The following is a 23,679-nucleotide window of genomic DNA, read 5'->3' as shown; positions in this document are numbered from 1 at the left end:
CGGCTTTTTATTTTTACACCTTCCGCTTCTCTGCGATCGCACGTAGCTGTTCTACGGCATCCATCTCTGCGGTATGTGAGCCGAGCATCGCATGAAACGGCTCCTCTCCACGCCAGCCATGGAAATCAGAACCGCCCGTTACAACAAGTCCGTATTGGGCTGCCCACTTGCTGTAGCGCATTTTTTGTACCTCATCGTTGTCTGGGTGGTTGACTTCAATCCCGTCCAATCCGAATACAATCAACTCTTCGACCAGCTCATCATCGTCATATAGACCTGGATGAGCCAGCACCGCCACTCCGCCAGCCTCTTTGATCAGCGTGATCGCTTCCTGCGGGGTAATGCGTGGAGGATTGACATAAGCCGCTCCTCCTTTGCCCAAGTACTTATCGAAGGCCTCTGCGATCGTTGAAACGACGCCCAGCTCCATCAATTCTTCTGCAATATGAGGTCGCCCGATGTTTTTGTCCGTGCCCTGCTTGCGGCGGTATACCTTTTCCAATGAGATGTCGATACCGAGCTCTTGCAGCCGTGCGATCAGCAGTTGGTTACGCTCATGCCTTGTCTCTCGCAAACGGAAGAGTCGCTCTTCAAAAGCCGGATCTTCATAAGGGACAAAATAACCGAGAACGTGAATATCCTGCCCCTTCCCTACGGAGCTCACCTCGACTCCTGGAATGATTTCAACACCGAGTGCGCTGGCAGCCTCGATTGCTTCTGGAATTCCTGCTACCGTGTCGTGATCCGTGATCGCCAGTGCAGCAAGTCCTGCCTCCTTCGCCAACCGTACGTTTTCCGCAGGCTCGCAGGTACCGTCTGACGCTTTTGTATGGGTATGCAAATCTGCCATAAGTTTCATCCTCGTCCACTCCTTCTTTTCTTTATTCTTCAAGTCTGAATCGGTATTGCCGTACATAGTATGAGACTAAGTTCGATTTCTCAATGGTTGAACCGAGGAGGATGTCCATGCGGTTAAAAAACAAGACCCTTACCGGTGTCGTTCAGCCACTCTCTTATGTTGACAAAATGCTGCGGCAACAAGGCTTTCATCGATCAGGCGGGGACAGTATGCCCACGTACGATGTCGTCATGTACGATTCTGCCAGCAGCAGCGCGTATTTTTTGCGCATTCCTACGAACTACACCAGCACAACAACCGGAAAAGGGGAACTGAATGTCAAACTGGGTCATCCGTATTTGGAAGCAAAGTTCTATATGAACACCTCATCCGAAGAAGTTTTTTTCATTCCCAAGGCAGTCCGCGAAGCTGCAGAGCATAAGCTAGCAGAAATCGCCGATTACCTTTCTGCTCCCTCGGCTCCATCCTGAACAGTTCTCCACAGCCACCGATTTTGTTCAAACCGGTATGCCACTCTCTTTGTTTTCTGCAACCCGACCAAGTACCCCATAAACGCTGTCCGAAACAGGACATAACTCGAAGCATTCTCTATGGAAATGTGTAACCGCTCACACAGGAGAGTTAACGCTTCGTCTGGTGTTCTCTCCTCTACTAAAATGTCGCAGATCACCGAGAAAATCCGCTCATGCCAAGCAATATTTTTGTTCACGGCATCTTGAGAGGTGGTGGTATATGCTCCGTGCCCAGGCAAGTATCCCCTGTAGTTGGTTGCAAGCAGTTTATGAAGACTGAGCAGGGTCTCATTGGCATCCACAAGAAACGGCAGCTTGTGCTTTTCCAAAACCTCTTCGCCTAAATAACTGTCGGCAGCGAAGCAAATCTCGTCACAGACGACGCCAACCTGTTGCCAGCTATGCCCCGGCAGAGAAAGGATAAAGAAAGGTACGTCAGCAATTTCGATCCCTTCATCCAGTGGAAGGAGGTGGTCTACCCGAGAAGGCTGCGCCAGCAAAAACTTGTTTTTGAGATCCTCAAGTGGGGCTGCACCCATGTTCAAGTAAATGGGCTCAAGTATGGGATTCCGAATGATCGCCTCTTCCAGCGGTGGCGCATAGACCCTTGCTTCGGGCCAGCATCCGAGCAAGTAAGCATTGCCGCCGAAGTGGTCGGCATGAGAATGTGTCTGAATAATTGCACACAAGGGCTGGGCGATAGCGTCCAGTCCTTTCTTGATTTTTTTGGCGTTTTGGGTATCCAGACCAGAATCAATCAGGATCGCTCCATGCTCACCAATGACAAGTCCTATGTTAACATGACCGGGAAAATAGCCGACACGCTCCGTTATCATTTGAAATGCTTGTCCAGACAAAACAGTCCCTCATTTCATCCTTTTCCTATTTATTTTCTCCAAAATATCGCCTTCCCCTTCCCTGTTCCTAAATGTCGTACTCGTGATTACATAGAACGTGGGGAGTTATCATCCACTTTTCGCGAAATAAGCGGGCCTATTATCGTATACGGTGGCAAAGGTCTCCCGAGTCCACTGAACATATGCGTGGTTGCCGCAACTGCGACGATTGTCAGCAAAGAGAAAATCATTCTCTCCATCCCGATCGTCTGCGTAGAGCAAAGTACGATCAGCCCATCGATTAAAAAAATCAGCAAAGCAACGCGCAGCTTGTATCGTCTGGCAAGAAATTGCGCGAGCAGGTCTGTCCCGCCCGTATTCGTCTCGTAGGCAAGCATCAAGCCGACACCCATTCCGATTAATACACCGCCAGTAACTGCGGAAAAAGAAGTTGACCATAGATTCCAACCACGCATATCCGAGAGAATGTCTATAAAGAAAGCAGAAATCAGCATGCCGTGAAAGCTGTGAAAAAACAATCTGCGATCATAAAAAAAGACGATGACATACACAGGGATGCTTATCAAAATCATTACCAACCCCGTCGGCATCTGCATGTAATACGTCGCCAACAAACCGATCCCGATCATGCCTCCTTCCATTAGGCGATGCGGAACCAAAAACAGATTAACCCCAATGCCTAGAAGCACGCTTCCTGTGAGAATCGCTACACTTTTTTGCAGCCAGTACATGTCGCTCCCCTCCTTGGATCGTGCTCGTTTATGTTTATGATCGGAAAGAAGCAGGTATGTCCAAGCAGCCTCAGAATGCGCTCGTTCAAATCGGAACGTTTTGACTGTTCGGTTGACCTATTGGTATACTTACGAGTAACAAGAAAACCTGTAGAGTGGCTCATGAAAAGCATTTCCATTGCAGGTTTTAGATCGAATATTTATCTGTTTTTGGTCGTACACGTAAAATACCATTATCGTATCGGAGGTGAATGCTCCACCTTTCGCACTGCGGGAGGCGGAGGTGTGCTTGGAGAGTCCGATCGGGGAGATTACGCTGAATCTGCTGCTTGTGGTATTTTTGGTTCTTCTAAACGGCTTCTTCGTCGCAGCAGAATTCTCGTTGGTAAAAGTTCGCCAAACTCGTCTGACCCAGCTCGTCAGCGAAGGCAATAACAAAAGTGCCCGCTACGCGCAAAAAGTCACACGAGAGCTCGATGCCTATCTGTCCGCGTGCCAGCTCGGAATTACGCTAGCTTCGCTGGGGTTAGGCTGGGTCGGTGAGCCTGCCGTCGCCCATTACGTCGCGCCCGTCATGGCATTTTTTCATTTCCCATCTTATTTGGTCGGTCCGACCTCACTTGCGATCGCTTTTGCAATCATCACATTTTTACATATCGTATTCGGAGAGCTTGCGCCTAAGTCTTTGGCGATTCAAAAAGCGGAGGCCACTTCCCTATGGACTGCCGCACCGCTCATGTTCTTCTACAAGCTGAGCTACCCGCTCATCTGGTTTTTAAATGGAGCAGCCAATTTACTGATCAGACGCCTTGGAGTCGAGCCTGCCACCGAAAACGAATCTGCTCATACCGAAGAAGAAATCCGCCTTCTCATGAACCAGAGTCATAAAAGCGGTCACATTGACCAGACAGAGATGGCTCTCGTCGACAATGTCTTCGTGTTTTCCGAACGTCTTGCCCGGGAAATTATGATCCCACGGATTGAAATGATTTGCCTATACGACGACAACACGTTTGACGAAAACCTCGAAATCATGAGAGAATCTCGCCATTCGCGCTTTCCCGTCGCCCATGAGGATAAGGACAGGCTGATTGGCTTTGTGCACATCTCAGATTTTTACCTCTCTGCGCTGACGACAGGGAAGGCAGAGTTAACTGATTTTCTCCGCCCATTATTAACGGTGCCGGAGTCCATGGAAATTAGCCACGTCTTGCGCTTAATGCAAAAACGCCGTTCCCAGCTCGCCATCGTGATTGACGAATACGGAGGTACAGCAGGGTTGTTAACGATGGAAGACATTTTGGAGGAAATCGTCGGTGATATTCAGGATGAGTTCGATGAAAATGAGCGCCCTGAAATTGAAGAAAGCTCTAGCAATACGCTCTCGGTTTCCGGCAAAACTCTCTTGACAGAACTGAATGATTACATATCGATTGAAGTCGTTTCCGACGAAGTCGACACCATTGCCGGATGGCTCTACAGCCAGTTAAATGAAGAGGTCGCGAAAGGCAAAACCGTCACATTCCAAGGCTATCTTTTTGCGATCAGCGAACTGGAAAACCATCGCATTACACGGGTGAGCATCACGTATTTGGGAGCAGAAGATTCGTCTGCTCTTCCTGAGGACATCGTGTCGCTGCACTCCTAATCGAAAAGAACGACCATAATGGCAAGTGTCCCCTGCCGACAGGGGGCACTTCTTGTTTCCGAGGTGTCATGATGAACTACGCTTTACTAGACAACAAACCCATCCTGTTGCTACCACAGAACTACAACCGCATACCGTTTTGGCGCATGGCTGCCCGGCAGGACAAGGTACGCTGTCCAGCCTGTGCATCGGCGCTTCGTCTTCATGCTGGCATCAGCTTTGAGCCTCATTTCTTCCATCCGGAAGGAGCAGAATGCCCGCTTCTGACGGAAAATGGTCCTGCTCCGCTCGATTCGCTGCAAGCGATAAATGAGACGGCTGCCACTGCTTTTCAGGCTGTCTTGGCTATGGCTGAAAAGGAGCACAGCGACGATAACGCGAAAGAACCACTTGCTTTCTCAACTAAGGAGCAGAGCGAGGCATCCATAGACGCAGACGAAACAAATACAGCGACCATCGGCTCCTTTCGCCTTCCAAAAAAGCGAACGATCGGTACAAGCACGACGCCTTCCCCGCCAGCTCCAAAGCCACCGGTTTTCCGCAAACGCTTGATGCCGAAAAAGACCATCTCTCACATGGCTGAGCAAATGCGCGACCAATCGCTGCACCCGGGACAACAGCAAGCGGTGCACGCTACCGAGGGACCTTTTCTCATCCTCGCGGGAGCGGGAAGTGGCAAGACGCGCGTCATGACTGCACGCACGACTCACTTGATCTCAGAGTTGGGTGTAAAGCCGAATCAAATCATGGTTGTGACCTTTACGACCAAAGCCGCCGATGAAATCCGTCAGCGTATTGCCCGGCAGTTACCCGCTGGACAAGCCCGTGAGCTGATTGCCGGTACGTTCCACAGCATCTTTTACCGAATGCTCTTGCATCACCAGCCAGAACGCTGGGATCAACAGCGCCTTTTGAAAAAGGATTGGCAAAAATGGCGATTGATGCGGGAGACCGGTGCACTGCTCGGTCATGACGACCTTGCCACGCTAAAAGAAACAGAGATCACCGAAGCACTCGGCATCGTTAGCCGTTGGAAAAACGAATACATCCTCCCCCATGAGGTCGCGTATCGGGAAGCAACGAACGATGCAGAAAAACGGGCGATCCAGCTTTATCCTCTGTACGAGGCCACAAAGAAAAAGCATCAATGGTTTGACTTTGACGACATGCTCATTGGCTGCTACGAAATGCTGCGCGATGACCCAGGGCTTCTGCGCCGTTATCAGGAACGCATCACCTATGTGATGGTCGATGAGTTTCAGGATATCAATCGCATTCAGTATGAGACGGTCAAGCTATTAGCCGCTCCACAAAACAATTTGTGTGTCATCGGGGATGACGACCAGTCTATTTACGGCTTTCGCGGCAGTGATCCGCAGTACATCTTGGGCTTCACCAAAGACTTTCCGCAGGCGTCGACATTTACACTCGAGGTCAACTACCGTTCCCATTCCTCGATCGTCAGTCTTGGCTATTCGCTGATCGGTCACAACCGGGAGCGTTGGGCAAAGGAATGTCAGTCCTTTCATCGCGAGGAAGGCGACACGTATTTATTCGAGCCGGAAGATGAAGAAGAACAAGCTTCCCGGATCGTCGATGAAATTATCCATCGTCGTGAGCAGGGCGCCATTTTGGGTGAATGCGCGATCTTGTACCGCACCAATGAATCTGCACGCCCCATTTTGGAGCGCCTGAGCGAAGCAGGGATTCCTTTTCATTACACGCAAGAGGAGGATTCCTTTTACCAACGCCAAACGGTTCGCTGGACGCTCAATTATTTGCGGCTCGCGTTAAACCCGGATGACACCGATGCGCTTAAAGAAATATTGTCGACCCTCTACATCTCAGCCGAAATGTGGAATGTCTTGCGCAGCCAAGCCATCATCGAGGACAAGCCGATTCTGCACGTTCTTCCGCATCTGACACAGCTCAAGACGTATCAGCGCAAGCACATGCAGCAAATCAATGAGATTCTCACCGCGTGCAAGGATGTTCCACCTGCTCAGGCGCTGGAGCTCATCTATGAGGATGGCAAACTGCGCGACTATCTAAAAAAACGCGCGAAAGACCGGGAAGATGGCCGGGAACGTTGGAGCGATGAGTTGCAGCAAATCCTGGCAGCTTCCAAGCGCCATGCGACGATTAGCGATTTTTTGGCTTATATCGATCAAATGGCTCGCCAAGAAAAAGAGTGGCGCACGATGCGGCCACTCCCTGACGAAGCTGTTCATGTTTTAAGCATCCATCGGGCAAAAGGTCTCGAATACGACCACGTCTTCTTGCCTGATCTGGTAGAAGGTGCCCTTCCTCATGAGTACACATTGGATGAGCTGCGAAAAGGCGGCTCCGGTGCGCTTGAAGAAGAACGCCGTCTCCTATACGTCGCGATTACCCGGGCCCGTCACAGCTTGTGTATCGGTATCCCCCGGGAGCGCTTCGGACGAAAGACCCGCACCTCCCGCTTCATCGCCGAGATGGGCAGGTAAGTACTGAAAGCCGCCGCCCATATAGATCAAAAACTCTTCCATGTTCGTAATCAACGGAAACATAAAAAAACAGGCCCCCTTTCACGCATCATTTTTTGGGTATAGTATGCGAGAAAGCGGGGCCTGTTATTCTTTTTCGGGAAATTGACTTCTGGTTAGCCGCCCATAATGCTGTAGCCAGCATCGACGTGCAGAATTTCACCCGTGATTCCTCGGGAGAGATTGCTGAACAAGAAGAGAGCAGTGTCGCCTACTTCCGATTGATCAATCGTGCGGCGCAATGGCGCTTTTTCCTCAATTTCTTTCAGTACGGAGTTGAAATTGCGGATTCCTTTTGCAGCAAGCGTACGGATTGGACCAGCGGAGATCGCATTGATACGAATGTTCTCTTTGCCCAGGTCGTTTGCCAAATAACGAACAGATGCATCAAGCGCAGCTTTGGCTACACCCATCACGTTGTAGTTTTGAATTACGCGCTCACCGCCAAGGTAAGTCAAAGTCACGATGCTTCCGCCCTCCGTCATCAACGGACGAGCAGCACGAGCAACTGCGACCAGGGAGAATGCGCTAATGTCTTGTGCCAATGCATATCCTTCGCGGGAAGTGTTAACGTACTCGCCTTCGAGCTCTTCCGTTTTCGCAAACGCAATGCAGTGCGCTAGACCATGAATAACGCCCACTTTTTCTTTGATTACAGCAAATGCCGCTTCGACATCTTCATCCTTCGTGACATCGCAATTTACCAACAGCGACTCTACTCCCAATTTTTCCGTGAGTGCTGCCACGTTTTCACGCAGACGCTCCCCTTGGTACGTAAAAATCAAATTCGCTCCAGCATTATGTAAGGATTGCGCAATTCCCCAGGCAATGCTGCGGTGGTTTGCTACGCCCATGATGACGATGTTCTTTCCTTGCAACAATGTATTCATTATGTATCTGCCCCTTTCCCAACTTATTCCCCTGCATTATAACCGATCTTGTCCAAGGATACGAGTGGATAAACGGGAGGGGCAGTGTAAAAACCTTTAATCGGTACTTCCAGGCTGATCGGTTAGCGTAGATAGAGCTTCAGAGGAAGCCCACGATTCCTGCAATGGATTCAACGATGTCCCCATGACCGGGAATTCAGTCAATGACTGCAAGAGATCGTCTGTTTTCATTTGCTCTTGATGGTTCATACTGTCAGTCCACACTCCTTCCTCCAGACTAGACTGGCTAGGAATGGGACCTTTTATGCATGTAAGTGACTCGCGTGTAAAAAAGCAGACAAAATCAGATACACGGCCATCGCGCCAACAAAATAAACCCCGTACTGTGCCTTTTTGGTTTGTCCGATATATGGGACGAGATGGCTGGCGGATACATACAAAAAAATACCAGTCGTCATGGCCAGCATAATGCCAGACCAATTCGGCGGAAACATTCGCTCAGCAAAACCAAAGCTGAGAGCTCCTGCAATCGTCGCGATCCCAAGGGATGTCGCCCCCCAAAATGCTTTCTTTCTCGAGTTGGTCGCTGCCAACAAAAGAGAGGCTATGGTTACACCATCGGGAATTTTGTGCAGCAGCATCGCCACCAACACGGATACCCCAACTTCTGAATCCATCCGCAAGCTTGCCACTAATGAGACGCCTTCGACAAATGCATGCAATAAAAAACCCGTCATGACCCCAATCATTCCGGTGGACCCAAACTCTCCGCTCGACTTGCTGATTAATTCCAGAGCAAAAAGCGTCACAAAGCCAACGAGCACAAAAGGCATCAACCACAAGCTCTTGTCAGAAAACACATGCGGCATCAAATCCAGCAGCGTAATCGCCAGCAGCAGCCCAGCCCCTGCACTGATCATCGCAAACAATGCCTCGGATGACCAGGCACGCAAACATAACAGCAGTCCCCCGATACTGCTCGCCAAGGCAGCAGTCAAAAGGACAATCCAGAAAACAGATTGCATCATCCGGTCCTCTCCTCACCCAACGAGCAAAAACATGCTTACTCCTTCCATATGTACGCGCCTGTCCCGGTCATTATGAGCAGACAGCCAATTTAGACAAAATACGACGAGCTGTCCGAATCGGACGAAAGATCACTAGTTTTTAGAACCTTTGTCGATTCTCTCTTACCCGGAAAATTTTGGTGCTATAATGAGTCCACCGGGAATACCGAGAGGAAAAAAAGGAGTGATTCGGGATGGATGTACAGGTTTGGATGGCTTCAAAAGAGGTAGCTGATCGCCTTGATGTGCATGTTCGTACACTGCGTAACTGGCTGGACTTGTTCGTACCTGCTCAGGAACGTCTAAAAAATCCGCAGGGTCACTATTTGATCAGCGAAGCAGGCTTTGAACTGCTCAAGGAAGTGAAGGAAAGAAAAGACAACGGCAACAGCTCGTTAAAAGATATTCAGCGCCAACTGATAGAAGAAGGTCGCCTGTCCGAGGAAATGCTAATGGAAGAAGAACTCGCAGGTGCGGAAGAAACCGCTGTTACACTCAGCGCCACAAACAAGCTGGGAACGGGCATGCGAGAAGTGGAAATGACAGTCCACGAGACACTCGTCCAATTTCAACAGGAGCTCACTCAGCTCTCCTCTATGAATCATATGCAATCGACCATTCTGCAAAAGATTGCGGACATTGAAGAAATGCAAGAGTCCCTCCGCTTAGAAATGCGCCGTGTTACCTTTGAACTGGATCTTATGCAACAACGCTTAACTCGTCGCAAGGAGCGCTATGCCCGCTACGAGCCTCGCTGGTCACTCAATCCATTCCGCTGGTTTACCCGTTCAGATCGTGCAGCAGAACAGTAAAGAATTTGAGCAAGGAAAAAAATGACAATTAAAAGAAGTCCCTCAACAGCGGTAGTCTCCCTCTGTTCAATTGTGATAAAATGGAACTATATGAACTGACTGATAATCAGGACTATTTACATTCCATTAAAAAAGGACTGGGGCTTTCGTTGTGAGAAAATTGCATGTTACTTCGGTGAAGCCTGGCGATATCATCGCAAAGAGCATATTTCAGGAAAATGGGAACGTTCTGTTGGGGATCGGGGTACAACTAACTCCCCGTTACATTGAACGACTTGTTCAATTGGGAATTGATACCCTTTACATCCAAGACAAGCACACAGAAGATATCATGCCGGAAGATGTAATCCGCGATGAGACACGTAAAGAAGCCGTGGATGCCGTGTACAAAACGATGACCACCCTCATGGATCAGCCGCAGATCAAGCGCCGTACGTCCGTACCTGATTTCGGGAGCAGTTTTCAAAAGGTTTTTCGGGAAATCTTTCAAGACTTGAGTAGTCGCAAAGACATCTTGGTCAACCTGTCCAGTCTTCATGTATTGGACGGTTACCTTTTTCATCACGCTGTCAATGTCGCCGTTCTGTCTGGTGTGGTCGGGATGGCCAAAGGCTACAACCAGCAGCAGATGATGGAATTGGGCATTGGTGCGCTTTTGTTCGACATCGGCATGACACAGGTTCCTAAGGAGCTCTGGACCATGCGTACTGAATTAAGCGCAGAAGAACGGCAACGTGTCCAATACCATACCGAAGAAGGCTTCAATATTTTGCGGAATCAACATAATATCTCGGTCGTCTCCGCACACTGTGCGCTGCAGCACCACGAGAGATACAACGGAACAGGATACCCCCGTCAGCTCTGTGAGAAAAACATTCACGAGTATGCACGCATCGTGGCAATCGCGGATGTTTACGATGCCTTAGTTTCCCCGCGTCCATTTCGGAAAAGCTACTCGCCGAGTGATGCTACCGAGTATCTGTTCGCCACAGGAAACACCTATTTCGACCTTGACCTGCTCAAGCTATTCTTGCAGCACGTCGCCATATATCCAATTGCTTCTACTGTATTACTGAGTACAGGACATACCGGAGTCGTTTCCAAAGTGAATCCATTGGCAGTGAATCGGCCCACGATCCGTATTTTAACCAATGAAGATGGATCTGACGTAGCCAGCCCCTATGAAATCGATCTGTACGATAAAGAATGGATGAGCGTGACGATCGTCAAAACCTTATAGCCCAAACACAAAGCTGAGATTCATTATTCATCTCAGTTTTTTCATGCGTGGGTACGTGTTGTTTTCGTACGCTGTAAATACCCCCTAACTAACACGAGAGCGACCAATCCGATTTTGATCGCATATTCGAGCCAACTCCTCCCTGCGATCCACTCACGCACCGTATTTTCCATGAGAATCATATTCGCCGCTGTCACTGCCAGCACACCTGAACCAACATAAACAAGCCATACAAAGCGCTCCATCGCTCTTAAAATGAGCTGGCTACCAAAAACCATGAGAGGCACACTGATCAAGAGGCCCAGCACGATGAGGACGATGTCTCCTTGCGCTGCCCCCGCAATAGCGAGTACATTATCCAGTCCCATCATTACATCTGCCACGACAATCGTCTTGACCGCTTGAACCAAGTCTTCACTAGAGTTGATTGCTTCCTCTCGCTCGTCCTCGCGCAACAGGTTGTAACTGATCCATAGCAGAATGATTCCGCCAATCAGGTACAAATACGGGATTTTCAGCAAATAAACAGCAAGAATCGTAGCGATCACGCGTACGATGATAGCAAGAAACGTCCCCCACAAAATGGCTTTTTTTCGTTGTTCGACAGGGAGCTTCCGACAAGCGATGGCAATGACCACCGCATTATCTCCACTTAATACGAGGTTGATGGTTATGATGAGTAGCAGCGACGAAAAAAAAGCAGATTCAAACAAAGGATGCACCCTCCCTGAACTTTTTGAGCCCAACTCGCCACCCTTGTACGGTGCCCCTGATTTTTTGTATGATGGTAACGAGGAGGGTTGTCGAAATGTCGAAACAATTCGTTATAGAAGCGATCATGTTGGCTATCTACGGGGAGTTGATGGTCCCATCGCAACCAGTAGAATATCTGATACCCGCGTCGACAATCTATGAATTGGACGAATTTATCCAGAGTCCTGAACCTATCATGCCCTACTCTGCTGATGATCAGTATGTCCGACGGATTATGAAAGAAATGAGCCAGTTTTTTGCCGATCCATTCAATCGCAAGCGAATGGAAAAAGGACTGATAGCCCCATGGTCCAAGGTTCCCTTTTCTTTTCCGAACGGCGTGACCCTGACGGTGGTAAAAGTAGAGGACAACGCCATGTGGGGGGAGATATTTGATCCCGTAGAGACACAGCTATTGTTGACGGCCATGAAATTTGAGGCCCCACTTCTCACAGACCAGCCTGATTATCAGGATCGGATATTGGAATATATCGTGCCTGTTCAATTTTACGATGTGGATGATTTTGATTTCGCGCTCGAGCAAGGAATTTCATTGAACGACCTTCGTGAACCATAATCAAGTGCTTGTCTTTCCAATCGATCCTCTTGATCGTTCATAAGTCTTTGCCTAAGACAAAAAAACGTCCTGAGTAGGTTTGTCCATGGTACAATATGGGTAAAGACATGGAAAGCGGTTCGGGGAGGAATCATGCACATGGAAATGACGAAAAGAAGCAACGGTTCGGATTGGGAAGCAGAAGCAGCTGTTGACCAACAGATTTTGTTTAGAATGGGGAATGAATATTACGGACTGTCGATTTCGCTCGTACGTGAGATCATCAAGCCGCTGCCCATTACACGATTTCCAAAATCTCCACCTTATGTCGAAGGAGTCATTGATCTGCGTGGGCGGATTTTACCGATAATCAACTTGCGGAAAATGTTTGATTTGGAACCTATGGAAGAAACCGATGACACTCGCTTTGTCGACTTGCAGATGGATGGGTTGAACATCGGGATTATCGTGGATGCGGTCTCTGAGGTCATGAATATTCCGGAGAGCTTGATCGAGCCTGCACCACCCATTATCGCTGGTGTAGAGGGCAAGTATTTGCACGGTATTGCCCGATTGAACGACAAGCTGATCATGCTGCTTGATGTGGATGAAATTTTTGGACAGTGGAAAAAGAAGTAAGTGGCAGTGTAAAGCCCAGTGCGAAGATGCACTGGGCTACTCTCTTCCTCCGCTTGCTAAATACGCAAAGTTGACCCACACCATCTCTTCGATTCCCAAAATTTCTTTGAACAGGTCAACCGAGTCGTACAGCAGTGAAGCCCCTGTGTCGTCATCGACGTTCGTCAACAACTGCAAATCAAAAAGGGAACGTAACTGCTGAATCTGCTTCGGACCCACGATCCGACTGAACGACTGCGGCTTGATACGTGTGATCCCTTTACCTACCTCGCGCCGATACAACTCCGAACGCACTACCCTCTCCAGTATGTCTTCATACTTTTGCCGAACGTCCTCGCTGTCTACAATTCCTTCCTGCAGGTCAATCTCTGGGTAAAGCCTGCCAAACTCGGCTTCCGCCATTTCCACATCGAGCGAGTAGCTGATTGTCGCTGACGCAACCTCGAAGCCTGCATCGAACAAGCGAAAGCCCCAGCCGTTGTCCTCAGCGTCATGAAACCAGAGGAGGGGAACGAATTGCTTGGACAGTCTCAGCAAAAAATCAATCGTCATGGAGGTTTCCAGCCACTCATCCTGCAAGAAAAATGCATTCCAGTCGCTGTTGACGTTTCTGTGGAAGTATGGCTGCTCTGTCTTGGATAAGGCAATCAGTACTTTCGGTTCGTATTTGCGTGGATAAAGAATGCCGGTCGTGAACTCACCCATCCGTTTTCCACCGCTTTCTGGAAGGCTTCCCTGATCCTTTCTTCTTAGTCTATTCAGGCAACGCTTGTTTTTTGCTGTGATCTTTATCAAACGTGCTCGTGTGGATAATCGTATGTACCGCGCCCTCCGGCAACAGCTCAGAACGATACAAATGGAAATGCCGTGCCTTCCATTGCGGCGGCTCCTGGGCTAAATAACGTTCATTCCAATCCAAGAGGGCTAGCTCATCCCCACTGCGATGCGGACCACGTGCAAGCGTAATATGTGGCCGATACCGCTTCCGATCGTAGGACAAGCCTTCGTGCAATTCGAACCGTCTGCCCAACAATAAATGCAGCTGCTTGAGAGAAGAAAGCTGACCGCGCAATCCCAGCCAGAGCACGCGTGGATGCAGGGCATTCGGAAAAACCCCAAAGCTGCCAACACGCAGGGAAATTGGCTGGATGATCGCGCTGACAATATCCATGTCCTCACAGATAGCGGGTACGAGCGACTCATCCACTTCTCCAAGGAAATGCAGAGTCAAATGCAAATTAGCGAGAGACTGCCACCTGTCTACCGTCACATCTTGCTTCAACCGTTTTTGAACATCGGCAATATAAGCGGCAGCCTCAGCTGGAATATCCAATGCTATGAATAAGCGCATTTCTGTCCTCCTTCGAAAAAAATAGCCCTCCTGTGACGGAGAGCCATTCTCTTTCATGCCGCGTTAGGCAGCCATCATCTTTCCGGTTACGATTCCCAAAACACTCCTGACATATTCCGCAAGACGATTCGTTCCAGGCTGATAGGTAAAGCGCAGGGTCAGCTCACTGTGACCCACATGGCCAGCGGGAGGGATATTCCAGAAATACTCTCCTTCCCCGTATAAAAACTCTTCAATGCGTTGCTTCTTTCCTTCGATATCGATACTCGGATCATGCGTCAAAGAAAACTTCATCCTAACAGAAAACGAATCTGTCCAAACGTGATCGCGCTTATGTAATTTCCCATGAATGACAACTAAACCGGCTTCTCCCCACAGATTGTACTCGAGCAAAGCCTGAAACTGCGGATGTACTTGCAGCTCCAAGGCAGGAAGCCCTCCTTCGATTGTAAGTGCATGACGTTGTGCCAGTTGCTCAACCTCCCCTTGAAAACGGTGGGCGCATTCAGAAACAGCCTGGAACAAATTGGGTTCAACAGCGTACATCGTCGTCACCTCTCCCCAATGGAATGTCTGTCTTACCTAATTCGAATTCCCGCTTGTCATATCCTTTGTTGAAAAATGACTTATTTACCCATATTTCATCGAAGACGAAAAAATTCCGGGGAGAGTCTTTTTTCACAATCTCTCAACAATTACAGGTAAGGGACAGGCATTCCTGGAAACGCTTTCGCAAACACCTGCGCGAGTCGGTTCTGTACCTCTTCATCCAGCTCCAAATGATAGAGGCGACCGCTCTCATAACGCAATAGTGGATAGGCTCCCAACTGCAAGGGAGAAGCGTCCTGCGTCTGCACGTACTCCGGCAAGGTCATCAAAAAGCGCGAGAACGGATTCGCTTCATCCTCTGACATATGAACGACCTCGAATAAATGCGAGAGACTTGGCGTCAGCACGAGCATCGCGTAATCGCCCGCTTCCGCAGCCCATACAGTAAACGACGTATTCCGGACCTCGCTGCGGGCGTGCCTGCGCATGACCCATACTGCTTGCTGCACAGTGCTCATCAATAAATGCTGCGCTCCTTCTTCACCATGGACATCTCTCATGTGCTTGTAACGCAATAGGAAGGCCATCCCGGATTCTGTTAAAATAGATGCAGGCAAGCTCATCGCTGAGATGCTTTCAGTCTCATCCTCACGCACCTGCACCTCTTCTGGGAGTGTATCGGGTGTTCCCTCATAAAGCGCCTGAATCATCTCATGCGTACGAGCCACTTCCGCTGGCGAAAAAGAAATCGACTCGGAATAGATGTGGGTAAGCTCACAATCCGCGTAAGCCAAGTAGTGCAAAGAAGTATACGGCTGCTCGATCAATCTCAATGCCATGCTTCGCTCATGAGCACGCGCTATGTCGAACGTCAAGGGAAACCCAAGTGGATTCAACGGGTCCGACAGTGTCCAAATGACCGCGAGCAGTTTATTTTGATACGTCTTGAATTCGAGCGAAACGGCATCTCTCGTCTGCTCACTGAAAGCATCCACCGATTCGAACACCAAATACAGCTCCACTTCCCCAGTGCCACTAAGACGGACAAAGTAAGGAAGCCCCTCTTCCTCTGCCAGCTTGTACAAATCGTGATAAACCACTGGATCGAGCACCTCTCCCTGTGTTGACTCGTCTGGAGAACACAGGGTGTCATCGGGGGTTAGCGGAGGAAAAAAACCATCGTTCATGCGTTATTCCTCCTGTTTTCCCCAAGCTTTTAGCAATGCCCAATTGTCCATTTGTTGTAAGAGAGTCCGATCTGTCGCGTCAATGTGGACAGGGGTAATCGCAATATAGCCATGCTTGAGCAAATCATAGTCCAGCGGCTCCGCAAGTGGCATGACTTGAGGATACTCACGGGCCAAATAATAGCCTTCCGCTTCTTCGCTATATTTGTCTTCATAGTGGTTCATGGACAGGGTGGCCGGAACCATTCCTTTTACCTCAGCCAGCGGTACATGCGGGATATTGATATTCCAGAATACCTCTGACGCCAGTTCTCCTTTGACCGCGCGATCGCTGAACTCTTTTACAAGCGGACGAATCATCTCCACTACATCGCCGTAGTTGTCTTGATCGAACCAGTTATCATAGGAAAGGGCAACACCAGGAACACCCAAGATTACTGCTTCTCTGGCACCGCTGCACGTACCGGAGTAATAAATATCACGACCGAGATTCGTCCCGACGTTAATCCCCGAGAATACAATATCCGGCTTTTTCCCATGTTCAAACAGGAGATGGTAAGCAGCTTTTACACAGTCTGCAGGGTTGCCATTGACCGCCCACGCTTTCACCGGCATTCCGTAAAAATCACGCTGTTCAGGCGAGAGGGCACTCCGATAAGTGATCCCATGTCCGACCCCGCTTTTCTCTTCGACCGGTGCTACGATATAGACTTCCGCTCCCTCCAAAGTGAGCAAAGCTTCTACCAACCGCTTGATACCAAGAGCATCGATGCCATCATCATTCGTAACCAAGATCCGCAAAATAGGGTCTCCTCCTTCATCCATAGTGTTGCCATTTGCTGAGACGTTATTTTTCTTATTGTACTGTAGAAAACGAGGCTGCGCCAAGCTTCCTCCTCAAAGGAAAGGACCCCAATTATATTGGGGCCCCGGCTATTCTTCTACAATATCTTTCCATCGTTCGCGCCAAACAATCCCTTCGCGAATCCACTCTTCTACTTGACGCTGCTTTTCCTCCGAGATTCCGATCAGGCAAGCGATGCGGGCAATCTCTTTTGTCTCCGACGCGGATAGCTTCCGATCGATCAATGCCATGTGGTAGAGCTTGCGCATCATAACGAGCTTTTCAGCCTGGGTCATGGCTACCAGGTCTTCCACGATCACTTCCGGACGCTTTGGATAGTCCATATCATCCATTAAAATTTGTCGTTCTTTCAATGTAAAATGCTCCGAATTCACGATTTCATGAATACGGTCCATTTCTTTATTTCCTATATAACCGTCAGCGTGCCCGACGCAGATCATCAAGCGAATGGACGCAAACAAAATGTGTTTGTCCTTTTCGATTTTGGTATACACCGGCATAGTTCCTCCTCAAAAAACTTTATGAGCATAATAAATATCTACATATGATAATACGATGAAAAACGAAAGCGGTTTCACATGATTATGTGACAAATTTATGCTATTCCCTAACAAAAATGCGCCTGAAATCAATCCAGCCATAGGCATCCAGGCTTACACCAGATAACCGTGGATGTGCAAGCATTTCTACCCGATTCGAATAAAGTGGGACAAACGTACTGCAAGCCGCAAGCGTATGCATAATGCTGTCCACGCAAGCTTGTCGGTCTTGTGCTGTTTGGACGCACGACACGCGGTTCATCCAATACGCGATCTCTTCCTTTCCATGCGGATCTAAATGATGAGAAATACTCAACGCACCAGCGTGTAGAAATTCTCGTAAAGAGAGCTCCTCCCTTTCATCTACATTCGCACTATCTACAACTAAATCGGCCTCTTGTAATAATAAAGGCGAGGCAAGCTCCTCCGGGGATGCATACCTGATCTCTATGGCAATTCCGTATTCCTTGCACGTTTTCTGAATCCACTGTGCATCTTCTATATGATCGGGGTCTGGATACGTATAGAGCGACAGCGCCTCTCCCTGGTACCCGCTCTCTTTGAAAATACGATCGAACTCCTGGGAATCCGGTACCTCTTTTTGTTCTTGGAACGAATCAGTTCTACCCCAGATGACTACTTTCTCCCTCGTTCCCTGTAGCTCTTGTCTCAAAGCTTGTCCACAAATGATAGCAACCATGAGACTCCGAAATTCGCTATGTGACAACGGGCCATTTTTTGCTCCATTCAAGCTGACGTATTGAAAACAATCTTCCAATCTTCCAATGTCGCTCCATGTCAGAAAGCTCGTATCCCGATGATCATTCGGAGCCGTTACGGATAACAAGCTCTCATCTGCCTGTGCTTCTGCTGCCATTCCAGGTACGCACCAGATTTCGATTCGGTCCAAGAAGGGCCTTCCCCCAAAATAAGGCGTGAACGCTTCCAGCACGAGCATGGAATCGTCGTTGCGGACAACTCGAAACGGCCCCGTTCCTACTGGCATTTGCGCAAATTGCTCACCCATCTCCAGAACGTAATCACAGGGGACTATCGCCATGTATTCCTTGCTCAATGCCTGTAAAAACAATTCATCCGGCATATGCAAAGAAATCGTCAATACGTAGTCATCTTTGACGGTAATCGATTCGATTGAAGCGGCTAGCCAGCGATGTTTATAGGAATGCTCCATCAAACGAAGCAAGGAAAAGCGCACATCATCCGCAACAAGTGGACGGCCATGATGGAATAAAACACCTTTCCTCAAGAAAAAAGCCCACTGCTTTCCTTCCTCACTAGCCTCCCAATAAAAAGCGATAGCGGGTTCAATCCGTCTCGTGACTGGATCAAACTGGACCAGAGAATCAAATAGCTGCTTGACCATATGTGACTCGGAGCGCAGGAGAATATGAATCGGATCAAGCCCTGCGAATGGTCGGCTGTAAAACAAACGCAAGGTATCGACTCTGCCCTTACCTCCCTTTTCCCGCTTCACACGATGTCCAAACTGACTATTCATCCATCGTGAAAATTTTTCACCCAAAACCGGAAAATTCACCCTATATTCGTCGATCATATCCCGTGCAGCACGAATCTCCCCTTTTTGCACGAGTTCTTTGGCTACGCTTATGATCAGATCTTCGGGCACTAGCAAGCATGTCAATACAGATCGATTTCCTCGCCCTCTCCCCGGCTGCCAGACTACCCATCCCTGGTTTTGCATTTTTTTCAAAGTCAAGGTCGCATTCCGCAAAGTACAAAACAAAATCGAAGCAACTTCAGCTAACGATATTTCAAGCGGATGCCCTATCGTTTCATTAGGCCGCCCCGTACACAAACGCATGTATTGTTCAACGAGTTGCATCTTGCCACCACCAATTCGCCCATAAAACATGAAAAAGCTATTCGCCTAATCGTACGCTTTTTCTCCGGTCTTTGCCACCTTACAATTCTAAAAGCACCAACTAACCGGAAAAAGCCGAAAGAAAGGATTTTCTTATGTCACACATTCCTCATGCACTCCGTCGATTCTTTGCTGCGTATCCGGCACTCCTCTGGGTCCGTTTGTTCGGCGAAACGCTCACCTCACTATCCAGCGCCATGATCGCCCCGTTTCTCGTATTGTACCTGAGCGAGAATATCGGCGGCTCTGTCACCATGACCATGCTCGTCATTGGTTTGCAGCCCTTCTCCGAGATTTTGCTGACGCTATTTGCTGGTGGCATCACGGACCGCTATCGCCGAAAAACAATCATGCTACTCGCCCTTTTCTTGCAAGGCTTCGCCATGTTGGGAATGGCTTGGGCCGACTCCATGCTCGGCTTTGCGATCCTTTACATCATCAACGGTGCTGGCCGTTCCCTATTTATCCCTGTCAGCCGCGCGCATCTCGCTGATACGATTTCCTCTGCACAAATGGCCGGTGCCTTTGCCCTTCTCAGTACTTCTAGCAGTATTGGTGCCGCATTAGGACCTTTAGTCGGAGTCATTATTTATAAGTACGATCCTGCTATGGCATTTTTGTTTACTGCGATCTCGCTTTTGATCTACGCTATTGCCGTCTGGTGGAAAATCCCGCAAACTCCGCTGCCAGAAGCTCCTGTCGAAGAAGCAGCAGGCGTACGTTCACGCGGCTCCTGGCATGCTTATCGACCAGCCCTTGCCATTATGCTGCTGTCTTTACCGATCAGTCTGTTTTACTCGCAAACCGAGACGAATCTTCAGCTTCATCTGAAGTATACGCTGCCAGACTATTTGCAAACACTCGCGTTGCTCATTGCAGTAAAAGGGGGCCTGCTGCTTCTGTTCGAGTATTTGCTTGTCAAATGGACCCAGCACTTGCCGGCTCGCCTGTTGATTAGCGGCTCGTACATCTGTTTCCTCATCGTATCCTTGGGCTACGCCTTCATCGACAACGTACCTGTCCTTCTCGCCTTGCAAGTGTTGCTCGTCATCGGAGAAAGTATTGGTCTGACTCAGTTGATGGCCTTCGTCACCCGGATATCGCCTGTCACAATGCGCGGGCGGTACTTCGCGATTACAGGAACGCACTGGGATATTTCCCGCATGTGCGGACCTTACTTGGGCAGCCTTGTCTTGCTGAATTATGGCGGCATGATGCTTTTCATCATTGTCGCAGGCATCCTACTAATCGGTGCCGGATTCATGTACGTGTATCTTTCTACCAACGAAAAAGCCTCCCCGCTTGAACAGGAAGGCTGATTCGATCCGGTTAGGTTAACAAGAAGCGATCTTCACTGAAGCTTTCTCCACCGCGGGCTGTTTCGAATGCTCGAAGCAGATCCTGCGGTTTCATCGTCCGTTTTTTCTCATCCGGAATGTCGAGGATGATTCCCCCATCGTGGAGCATCAACAGACGATTACCCATGTTCAACGCTTGTTCCATATTATGCGTGACCATGATTGTCGTCAGTTTATAGCGCTCTACGATTTTTTCCGTTAATTCTACAATGAGCTGCGCCCGTTTTGGGTCAAGCGCTGCTGTATGCTCATCGAGGAGCAAAATCTTCGGCTCCGTGAAGGTAGCCATCAACAGGCTCAGCGCTTGTCGCTGTCCCCCTGAGAGAAAACCAACTTTGGTCTTCAAACGGTTCTCCAGCCCTTGATCCAGCTGCTTGAGCTGCTCACGGAACAGCTCTCGCTTCTGGTTATTCACCCCAAATCCAAGTGTACGACGTCTTCCCCGCCCCAATGCGATTGCCAGATTTTCCTCAATCGTCATGTTCGGCGCTGTACCTGCCATTGGGTCCTGAAACACTCGGCCGATCAGACCTGCACGTTGGTGCTCCGCCAAGCGCGTGACATCTTTGCCGTCAATCGTAATGCTCCCGTTATCTGGGGTCAGTCCGCCGGAGATCATGTTCATCATCGTCGATTTACCGGCACCATTACTACCAATAACGGTGATGAACTCCCCTTTCTTAACATGCAGATTGACGTTTCGAAGCGCGATCTTTTCATTCACTGTTCCTGCGTTGAATACTTTATTGACGTTTGTAATTTTAAGCATCGCTGCTTCCTCCCCTTGCCGAGCGTACCGCTTGCTTTTTCCAGATGCCTTTTGCCACAGTTGGGACAGTCAGGGCAATGATAACAATCAGCGCAGTAATCAGCTTCATGTCAGAAGGATTGAGTCCTGCATCCAGAGCGAGTGCAATGACCAAGCGGTATACAATCGAGCCGAGAATGACAGCAAGCGTCACTCGGAAAATCGAAGAGCTGCCAAACAAAACTTCCCCGACAATAACGGAAGCGAGACCGATGACGATCATCCCGATCCCCATTCCTACATCCGCAAAGCCTTGGTATTGGGCTACCCACGCACCAGCTAAAGCTACCAAGCCATTGGAGAGAGCCAACCCGATAATCGTTGTCGAATCCGTATTTACCCCAAAGCTGCGGATCATCTTCGAGTTGTCACCTGTCGCACGCAAATCCAGACCCATATCCGTATGCAGGAACCAGTCGATGATGAGCTTTAACACCAGAACACCTACGATAAAGATGATTGCTACACCAGACAGCAAGGTAACTCCACCTACGGCCAGGTTCGGAATGCCCATATCCTTCACATAAGTGAACAAGGTATCTTCCCGCAAAAGAGGCAAATTCGCTTTTCCCATGACACGCAAATTGATCGAGTACAAGGCGATCATCGTCAAGATCCCCGCCAAGAGAGCGTTAATCTTTCCTTTGGTATGCAAGACGCCCGTAAAAGCTCCTGCCAAACCACCTACGATGAAAGCCAGCAGAGTGGCCAAAAACGGATTGGTGCCATCGATAATGAATTTGGCTGCGATTGCGCCTCCCAAGGCAAAACTACCATCTACGGTCAAGTCAGGAACGTTTAGGACTCGGAAGGTCAGATATACACCGAGAGCCAAGATACCAAATAGTAAACCTTGCTCAATGGCTCCCATTATTGCCAGTTGATTCATAGAAGAAATCCTCCAATTACTGCATTTATTACTCGATCACTTGCCCAGCACGGTCGAGCATGGCCTGCGGAATCGTCACACCCATTTTTTCCGCTGCTTTTTTATTCAATACGAGCTTCATGTCTACTTGCACTTCAACAGCCATATCAGCTGGCTTCGCTTCACCCTTCAGGATTTTCGTTGCCATATCAGCTGTTTGCTCGCCAAGCTTCGTGTAGTCGATCCCGTAAGTGGCAATCGCTCCGCTCTTCACAGAGTTTTCTTCACCAGCGATGACCGGAATTTTTTGTGCTTCAGCCACACCGATCACAGCTGCAATCGAAGATACGACCATGTTGTCAGTCGGTACGTAAAAAGCATCGACTTTGCCCACCATGGACTCAGCTGCTTGCTTCACTTCTGTCGCGCTCGTAATCGCCGCTTCTTTAATTTCTAAACCAAGCTTGCTGGCTACAGCTTTTGCCGCATCCACCTGTACTTTGGAGTTGACTTCACCAGAACTGTAAATGATTCCAACAGATTTCGCATCAGCTTTCATTTCTTTGATCAGCTTCAATTGCTCTTCGACAGGGTTCATATCCGATGTACCGGTTACGTTCGCTCCCGGCTTGTCCATCGCAGCTACCAGACCAGCTTCTACCGGGTCTGTTACCGCAGTAAACAGGATCGGAATTTCTTTACTGGTTTGTGCGGCAGCCTGTGCCGTTGGAGTCGCAATGGCCAATACCAAATCTACTTTGTCAGCCTCGAATTTTTGGGCAATCTGAATGGCTGTATCCATGCTAGCCTGCGCGGATTGCACATCGATTTTTACTTGCTTGTCCTTTTCGTAACCGTTTTTAGCCAGTTGGCTGATAAAGCCCTCTCTTGCCGCATCCAAAGCAGGGTGTTCAACGAATTGGGAGATTCCAATTGTCAGCTGCTTAGTTTCCGTAGACGGAGCAGGTGCCGTCGTGGTCGAAGGAGCTGGTGTAGAATTGTTTGCAGGGGTAGCACTTTGCTGTCCACAAGCGGTAACAGACAAAAGCAATAAAGGAAATAAAAAACTCTGAAAAATTTTAATACTCTTCTTTTGTTTGAACATTTAGTGAATTCCCCCTCGTGAATTTTTTTCTACAGTTTAACATGGATAAAACGGTTT

At 49.0% G+C, this 23,679-nt stretch carries 25 protein-coding genes; 8 read left to right on the top strand and 17 right to left on the bottom strand.

Features of this window, described 5'->3' with window-relative positions; all coding sequences use genetic code 11:
• Nucleotides 1-13: 13 nt before the first annotated feature.
• A complete protein-coding gene (locus C7R91_RS00490; RefSeq protein ID WP_047068509.1) occupies nt 14-859 on the bottom strand; it encodes a PHP domain-containing protein in 846 nt (281 codons plus the stop codon).
• Nucleotides 860-966: 107 nt separating this feature from the next.
• Between C7R91_RS00490 and C7R91_RS00485 the strand changes: the two genes are divergently transcribed.
• Nucleotides 967-1,329, top strand: a complete 363-nt coding sequence (locus C7R91_RS00485; RefSeq protein WP_047068510.1) for a hypothetical protein — start codon at nt 967-969, stop codon at nt 1,327-1,329.
• On the opposite strand, the gene C7R91_RS00480 is transcribed toward C7R91_RS00485, so the two are convergent.
• Nucleotides 1,299-2,228: an MBL fold metallo-hydrolase gene (locus tag C7R91_RS00480; RefSeq protein WP_047068511.1), complete on the bottom strand. Its 930-nt coding sequence runs from the start codon at nt 2,226-2,228 to the stop codon at nt 1,299-1,301. The genes C7R91_RS00485 and C7R91_RS00480 overlap by 31 nt on opposite strands.
• Nucleotides 2,229-2,314: 86 nt before the next feature.
• A complete protein-coding gene (locus C7R91_RS00475) occupies nt 2,315-2,959 on the bottom strand; it encodes a YitT family protein (protein WP_047068512.1) in 645 nt (214 codons plus the stop codon).
• A 283-nt stretch (nt 2,960-3,242) separates the two neighbouring features.
• On the opposite strand from C7R91_RS00475, the gene C7R91_RS00470 reads away from it, so the two are divergent.
• Nucleotides 3,243-4,607, top strand: coding sequence for a hemolysin family protein (locus C7R91_RS00470; RefSeq protein WP_047068513.1), 1,365 nt, complete (start codon nt 3,243-3,245; stop codon nt 4,605-4,607).
• 71 nt (nt 4,608-4,678) lie between these two features.
• A complete protein-coding gene (locus C7R91_RS00465) occupies nt 4,679-7,093 on the top strand; it encodes a UvrD-helicase domain-containing protein (RefSeq protein ID WP_047068634.1) in 2,415 nt (804 codons plus the stop codon).
• A gap of 155 nt (nt 7,094-7,248) precedes the next feature.
• Here the strand turns inward: C7R91_RS00465 and fabI are convergent, their stop codons facing one another.
• The 3 genes from fabI to C7R91_RS00455 all read right to left on the bottom strand — a co-directional run bounded on the left by fabI (nt 7,249) and on the right by C7R91_RS00455 (nt 9,050).
• Nucleotides 7,249-8,022: an enoyl-ACP reductase FabI gene (gene fabI, locus C7R91_RS00460; protein WP_016742464.1), complete on the bottom strand. Its 774-nt coding sequence runs from the start codon at nt 8,020-8,022 to the stop codon at nt 7,249-7,251.
• A gap of 96 nt (nt 8,023-8,118) precedes the next feature.
• The gene (locus tag C7R91_RS29190; RefSeq protein ID WP_170207336.1) at nt 8,119-8,271 is read right to left on the bottom strand and encodes a hypothetical protein; all 153 of its coding nucleotides are present in this window, start codon (nt 8,269-8,271) and stop codon (nt 8,119-8,121) included.
• Between the two features lie 53 nt (nt 8,272-8,324).
• On the bottom strand, nt 8,325-9,050 hold the full coding sequence (locus C7R91_RS00455) for a ZIP family metal transporter (RefSeq protein WP_047068514.1): 726 nt from the start codon (nt 9,048-9,050) through the stop codon (nt 8,325-8,327).
• A 233-nt stretch (nt 9,051-9,283) separates the two neighbouring features.
• On the opposite strand from C7R91_RS00455, the gene C7R91_RS00450 reads away from it, so the two are divergent.
• Entirely contained in the window at nt 9,284-9,901 is a 618-nt protein-coding gene (locus tag C7R91_RS00450) for a MerR family transcriptional regulator (RefSeq protein ID WP_047068515.1), read from the top strand.
• A 151-nt stretch (nt 9,902-10,052) separates the two neighbouring features.
• Nucleotides 10,053-11,141 (top strand): HD-GYP domain-containing protein, encoded by a 1,089-nt coding sequence (locus tag C7R91_RS00445; RefSeq protein WP_047068516.1) that lies wholly within the window; start codon nt 10,053-10,055, stop codon nt 11,139-11,141.
• Nucleotides 11,142-11,182: 41 nt separating this feature from the next.
• On the opposite strand, the gene C7R91_RS00440 is transcribed toward C7R91_RS00445, so the two are convergent.
• The gene (locus C7R91_RS00440) at nt 11,183-11,863 is read right to left on the bottom strand and encodes a TerC family protein (RefSeq protein ID WP_047068517.1); all 681 of its coding nucleotides are present in this window, start codon (nt 11,861-11,863) and stop codon (nt 11,183-11,185) included.
• Nucleotides 11,864-11,949: 86 nt separating this feature from the next.
• Here C7R91_RS00440 and C7R91_RS00435 point away from each other — a divergent pair, with 86 nt between their 5' ends.
• Nucleotides 11,950-12,471, top strand: coding sequence for a hypothetical protein (locus C7R91_RS00435; protein ID WP_015892281.1), 522 nt, complete (start codon nt 11,950-11,952; stop codon nt 12,469-12,471).
• A gap of 138 nt (nt 12,472-12,609) precedes the next feature.
• Nucleotides 12,610-13,089 (top strand): chemotaxis protein CheW, encoded by a 480-nt coding sequence (locus tag C7R91_RS00430; protein WP_047068518.1) that lies wholly within the window; start codon nt 12,610-12,612, stop codon nt 13,087-13,089.
• A 36-nt stretch (nt 13,090-13,125) separates the two neighbouring features.
• Here C7R91_RS00430 and C7R91_RS00425 read toward each other — a convergent pair whose 3' ends face one another.
• The 7 genes from C7R91_RS00425 to C7R91_RS00395 all read right to left on the bottom strand — a co-directional run bounded on the left by C7R91_RS00425 (nt 13,126) and on the right by C7R91_RS00395 (nt 19,444).
• Complete coding sequence (locus tag C7R91_RS00425; protein WP_047068519.1) at nt 13,126-13,794, bottom strand: hypothetical protein; 669 nt, start codon at nt 13,792-13,794, stop codon at nt 13,126-13,128.
• 49 nt (nt 13,795-13,843) lie between these two features.
• Nucleotides 13,844-14,440, bottom strand: coding sequence for an RNA 2',3'-cyclic phosphodiesterase (gene thpR / locus C7R91_RS00420; protein ID WP_047068520.1), 597 nt, complete (start codon nt 14,438-14,440; stop codon nt 13,844-13,846).
• A gap of 63 nt (nt 14,441-14,503) precedes the next feature.
• Entirely contained in the window at nt 14,504-14,986 is a 483-nt protein-coding gene (locus C7R91_RS00415; protein ID WP_047068521.1) for a hypothetical protein, read from the bottom strand.
• Between the two features lie 149 nt (nt 14,987-15,135).
• Nucleotides 15,136-16,176, bottom strand: coding sequence for a hypothetical protein (locus C7R91_RS00410; protein WP_047068522.1), 1,041 nt, complete (start codon nt 16,174-16,176; stop codon nt 15,136-15,138).
• Nucleotides 16,177-16,179: 3 nt separating this feature from the next.
• Complete coding sequence (gene surE, locus C7R91_RS00405; RefSeq protein ID WP_174769382.1) at nt 16,180-17,001, bottom strand: 5'/3'-nucleotidase SurE; 822 nt, start codon at nt 16,999-17,001, stop codon at nt 16,180-16,182.
• Between the two features lie 108 nt (nt 17,002-17,109).
• Nucleotides 17,110-17,541, bottom strand: coding sequence for a tellurite resistance TerB family protein (locus tag C7R91_RS00400; RefSeq protein ID WP_047068523.1), 432 nt, complete (start codon nt 17,539-17,541; stop codon nt 17,110-17,112).
• 100 nt (nt 17,542-17,641) lie between these two features.
• The gene (locus tag C7R91_RS00395) at nt 17,642-19,444 is read right to left on the bottom strand and encodes an SgrR family transcriptional regulator (protein WP_047068524.1); all 1,803 of its coding nucleotides are present in this window, start codon (nt 19,442-19,444) and stop codon (nt 17,642-17,644) included.
• A gap of 134 nt (nt 19,445-19,578) precedes the next feature.
• Here C7R91_RS00395 and C7R91_RS00390 point away from each other — a divergent pair, with 134 nt between their 5' ends.
• The gene (locus C7R91_RS00390) at nt 19,579-20,802 is read left to right on the top strand and encodes an MDR family MFS transporter (RefSeq protein ID WP_047068525.1); all 1,224 of its coding nucleotides are present in this window, start codon (nt 19,579-19,581) and stop codon (nt 20,800-20,802) included.
• A 10-nt stretch (nt 20,803-20,812) separates the two neighbouring features.
• Here the strand turns inward: C7R91_RS00390 and C7R91_RS00385 are convergent, their stop codons facing one another.
• Genes C7R91_RS00385 through C7R91_RS00375 form a run of 3 tightly spaced genes read right to left on the bottom strand, consistent with a single transcriptional unit; the run spans nt 20,813 to nt 23,622 of the window.
• A complete protein-coding gene (locus C7R91_RS00385; RefSeq protein WP_047068526.1) occupies nt 20,813-21,610 on the bottom strand; it encodes an ABC transporter ATP-binding protein in 798 nt (265 codons plus the stop codon).
• On the bottom strand, nt 21,603-22,538 hold the full coding sequence (locus tag C7R91_RS00380) for an ABC transporter permease (RefSeq protein WP_047068527.1): 936 nt from the start codon (nt 22,536-22,538) through the stop codon (nt 21,603-21,605). The genes C7R91_RS00385 and C7R91_RS00380 overlap by 8 nt, the downstream gene beginning before the upstream one ends.
• A gap of 28 nt (nt 22,539-22,566) precedes the next feature.
• Entirely contained in the window at nt 22,567-23,622 is a 1,056-nt protein-coding gene (locus C7R91_RS00375; protein WP_047068528.1) for an ABC transporter substrate-binding protein, read from the bottom strand.
• Between the last annotated feature and the right edge of the window lie 57 nt (nt 23,623-23,679).

The sequence above is a fragment of the Brevibacillus formosus genome (assembly GCF_003013405.1).
Taxonomy (GTDB): Bacteria; Bacillota; Bacilli; order Brevibacillales; family Brevibacillaceae; genus Brevibacillus; species Brevibacillus formosus.
The sequence above is the reverse complement of the archived record's forward strand: the minus strand, read 5'-3'. Positions and strand labels throughout refer to the sequence as shown.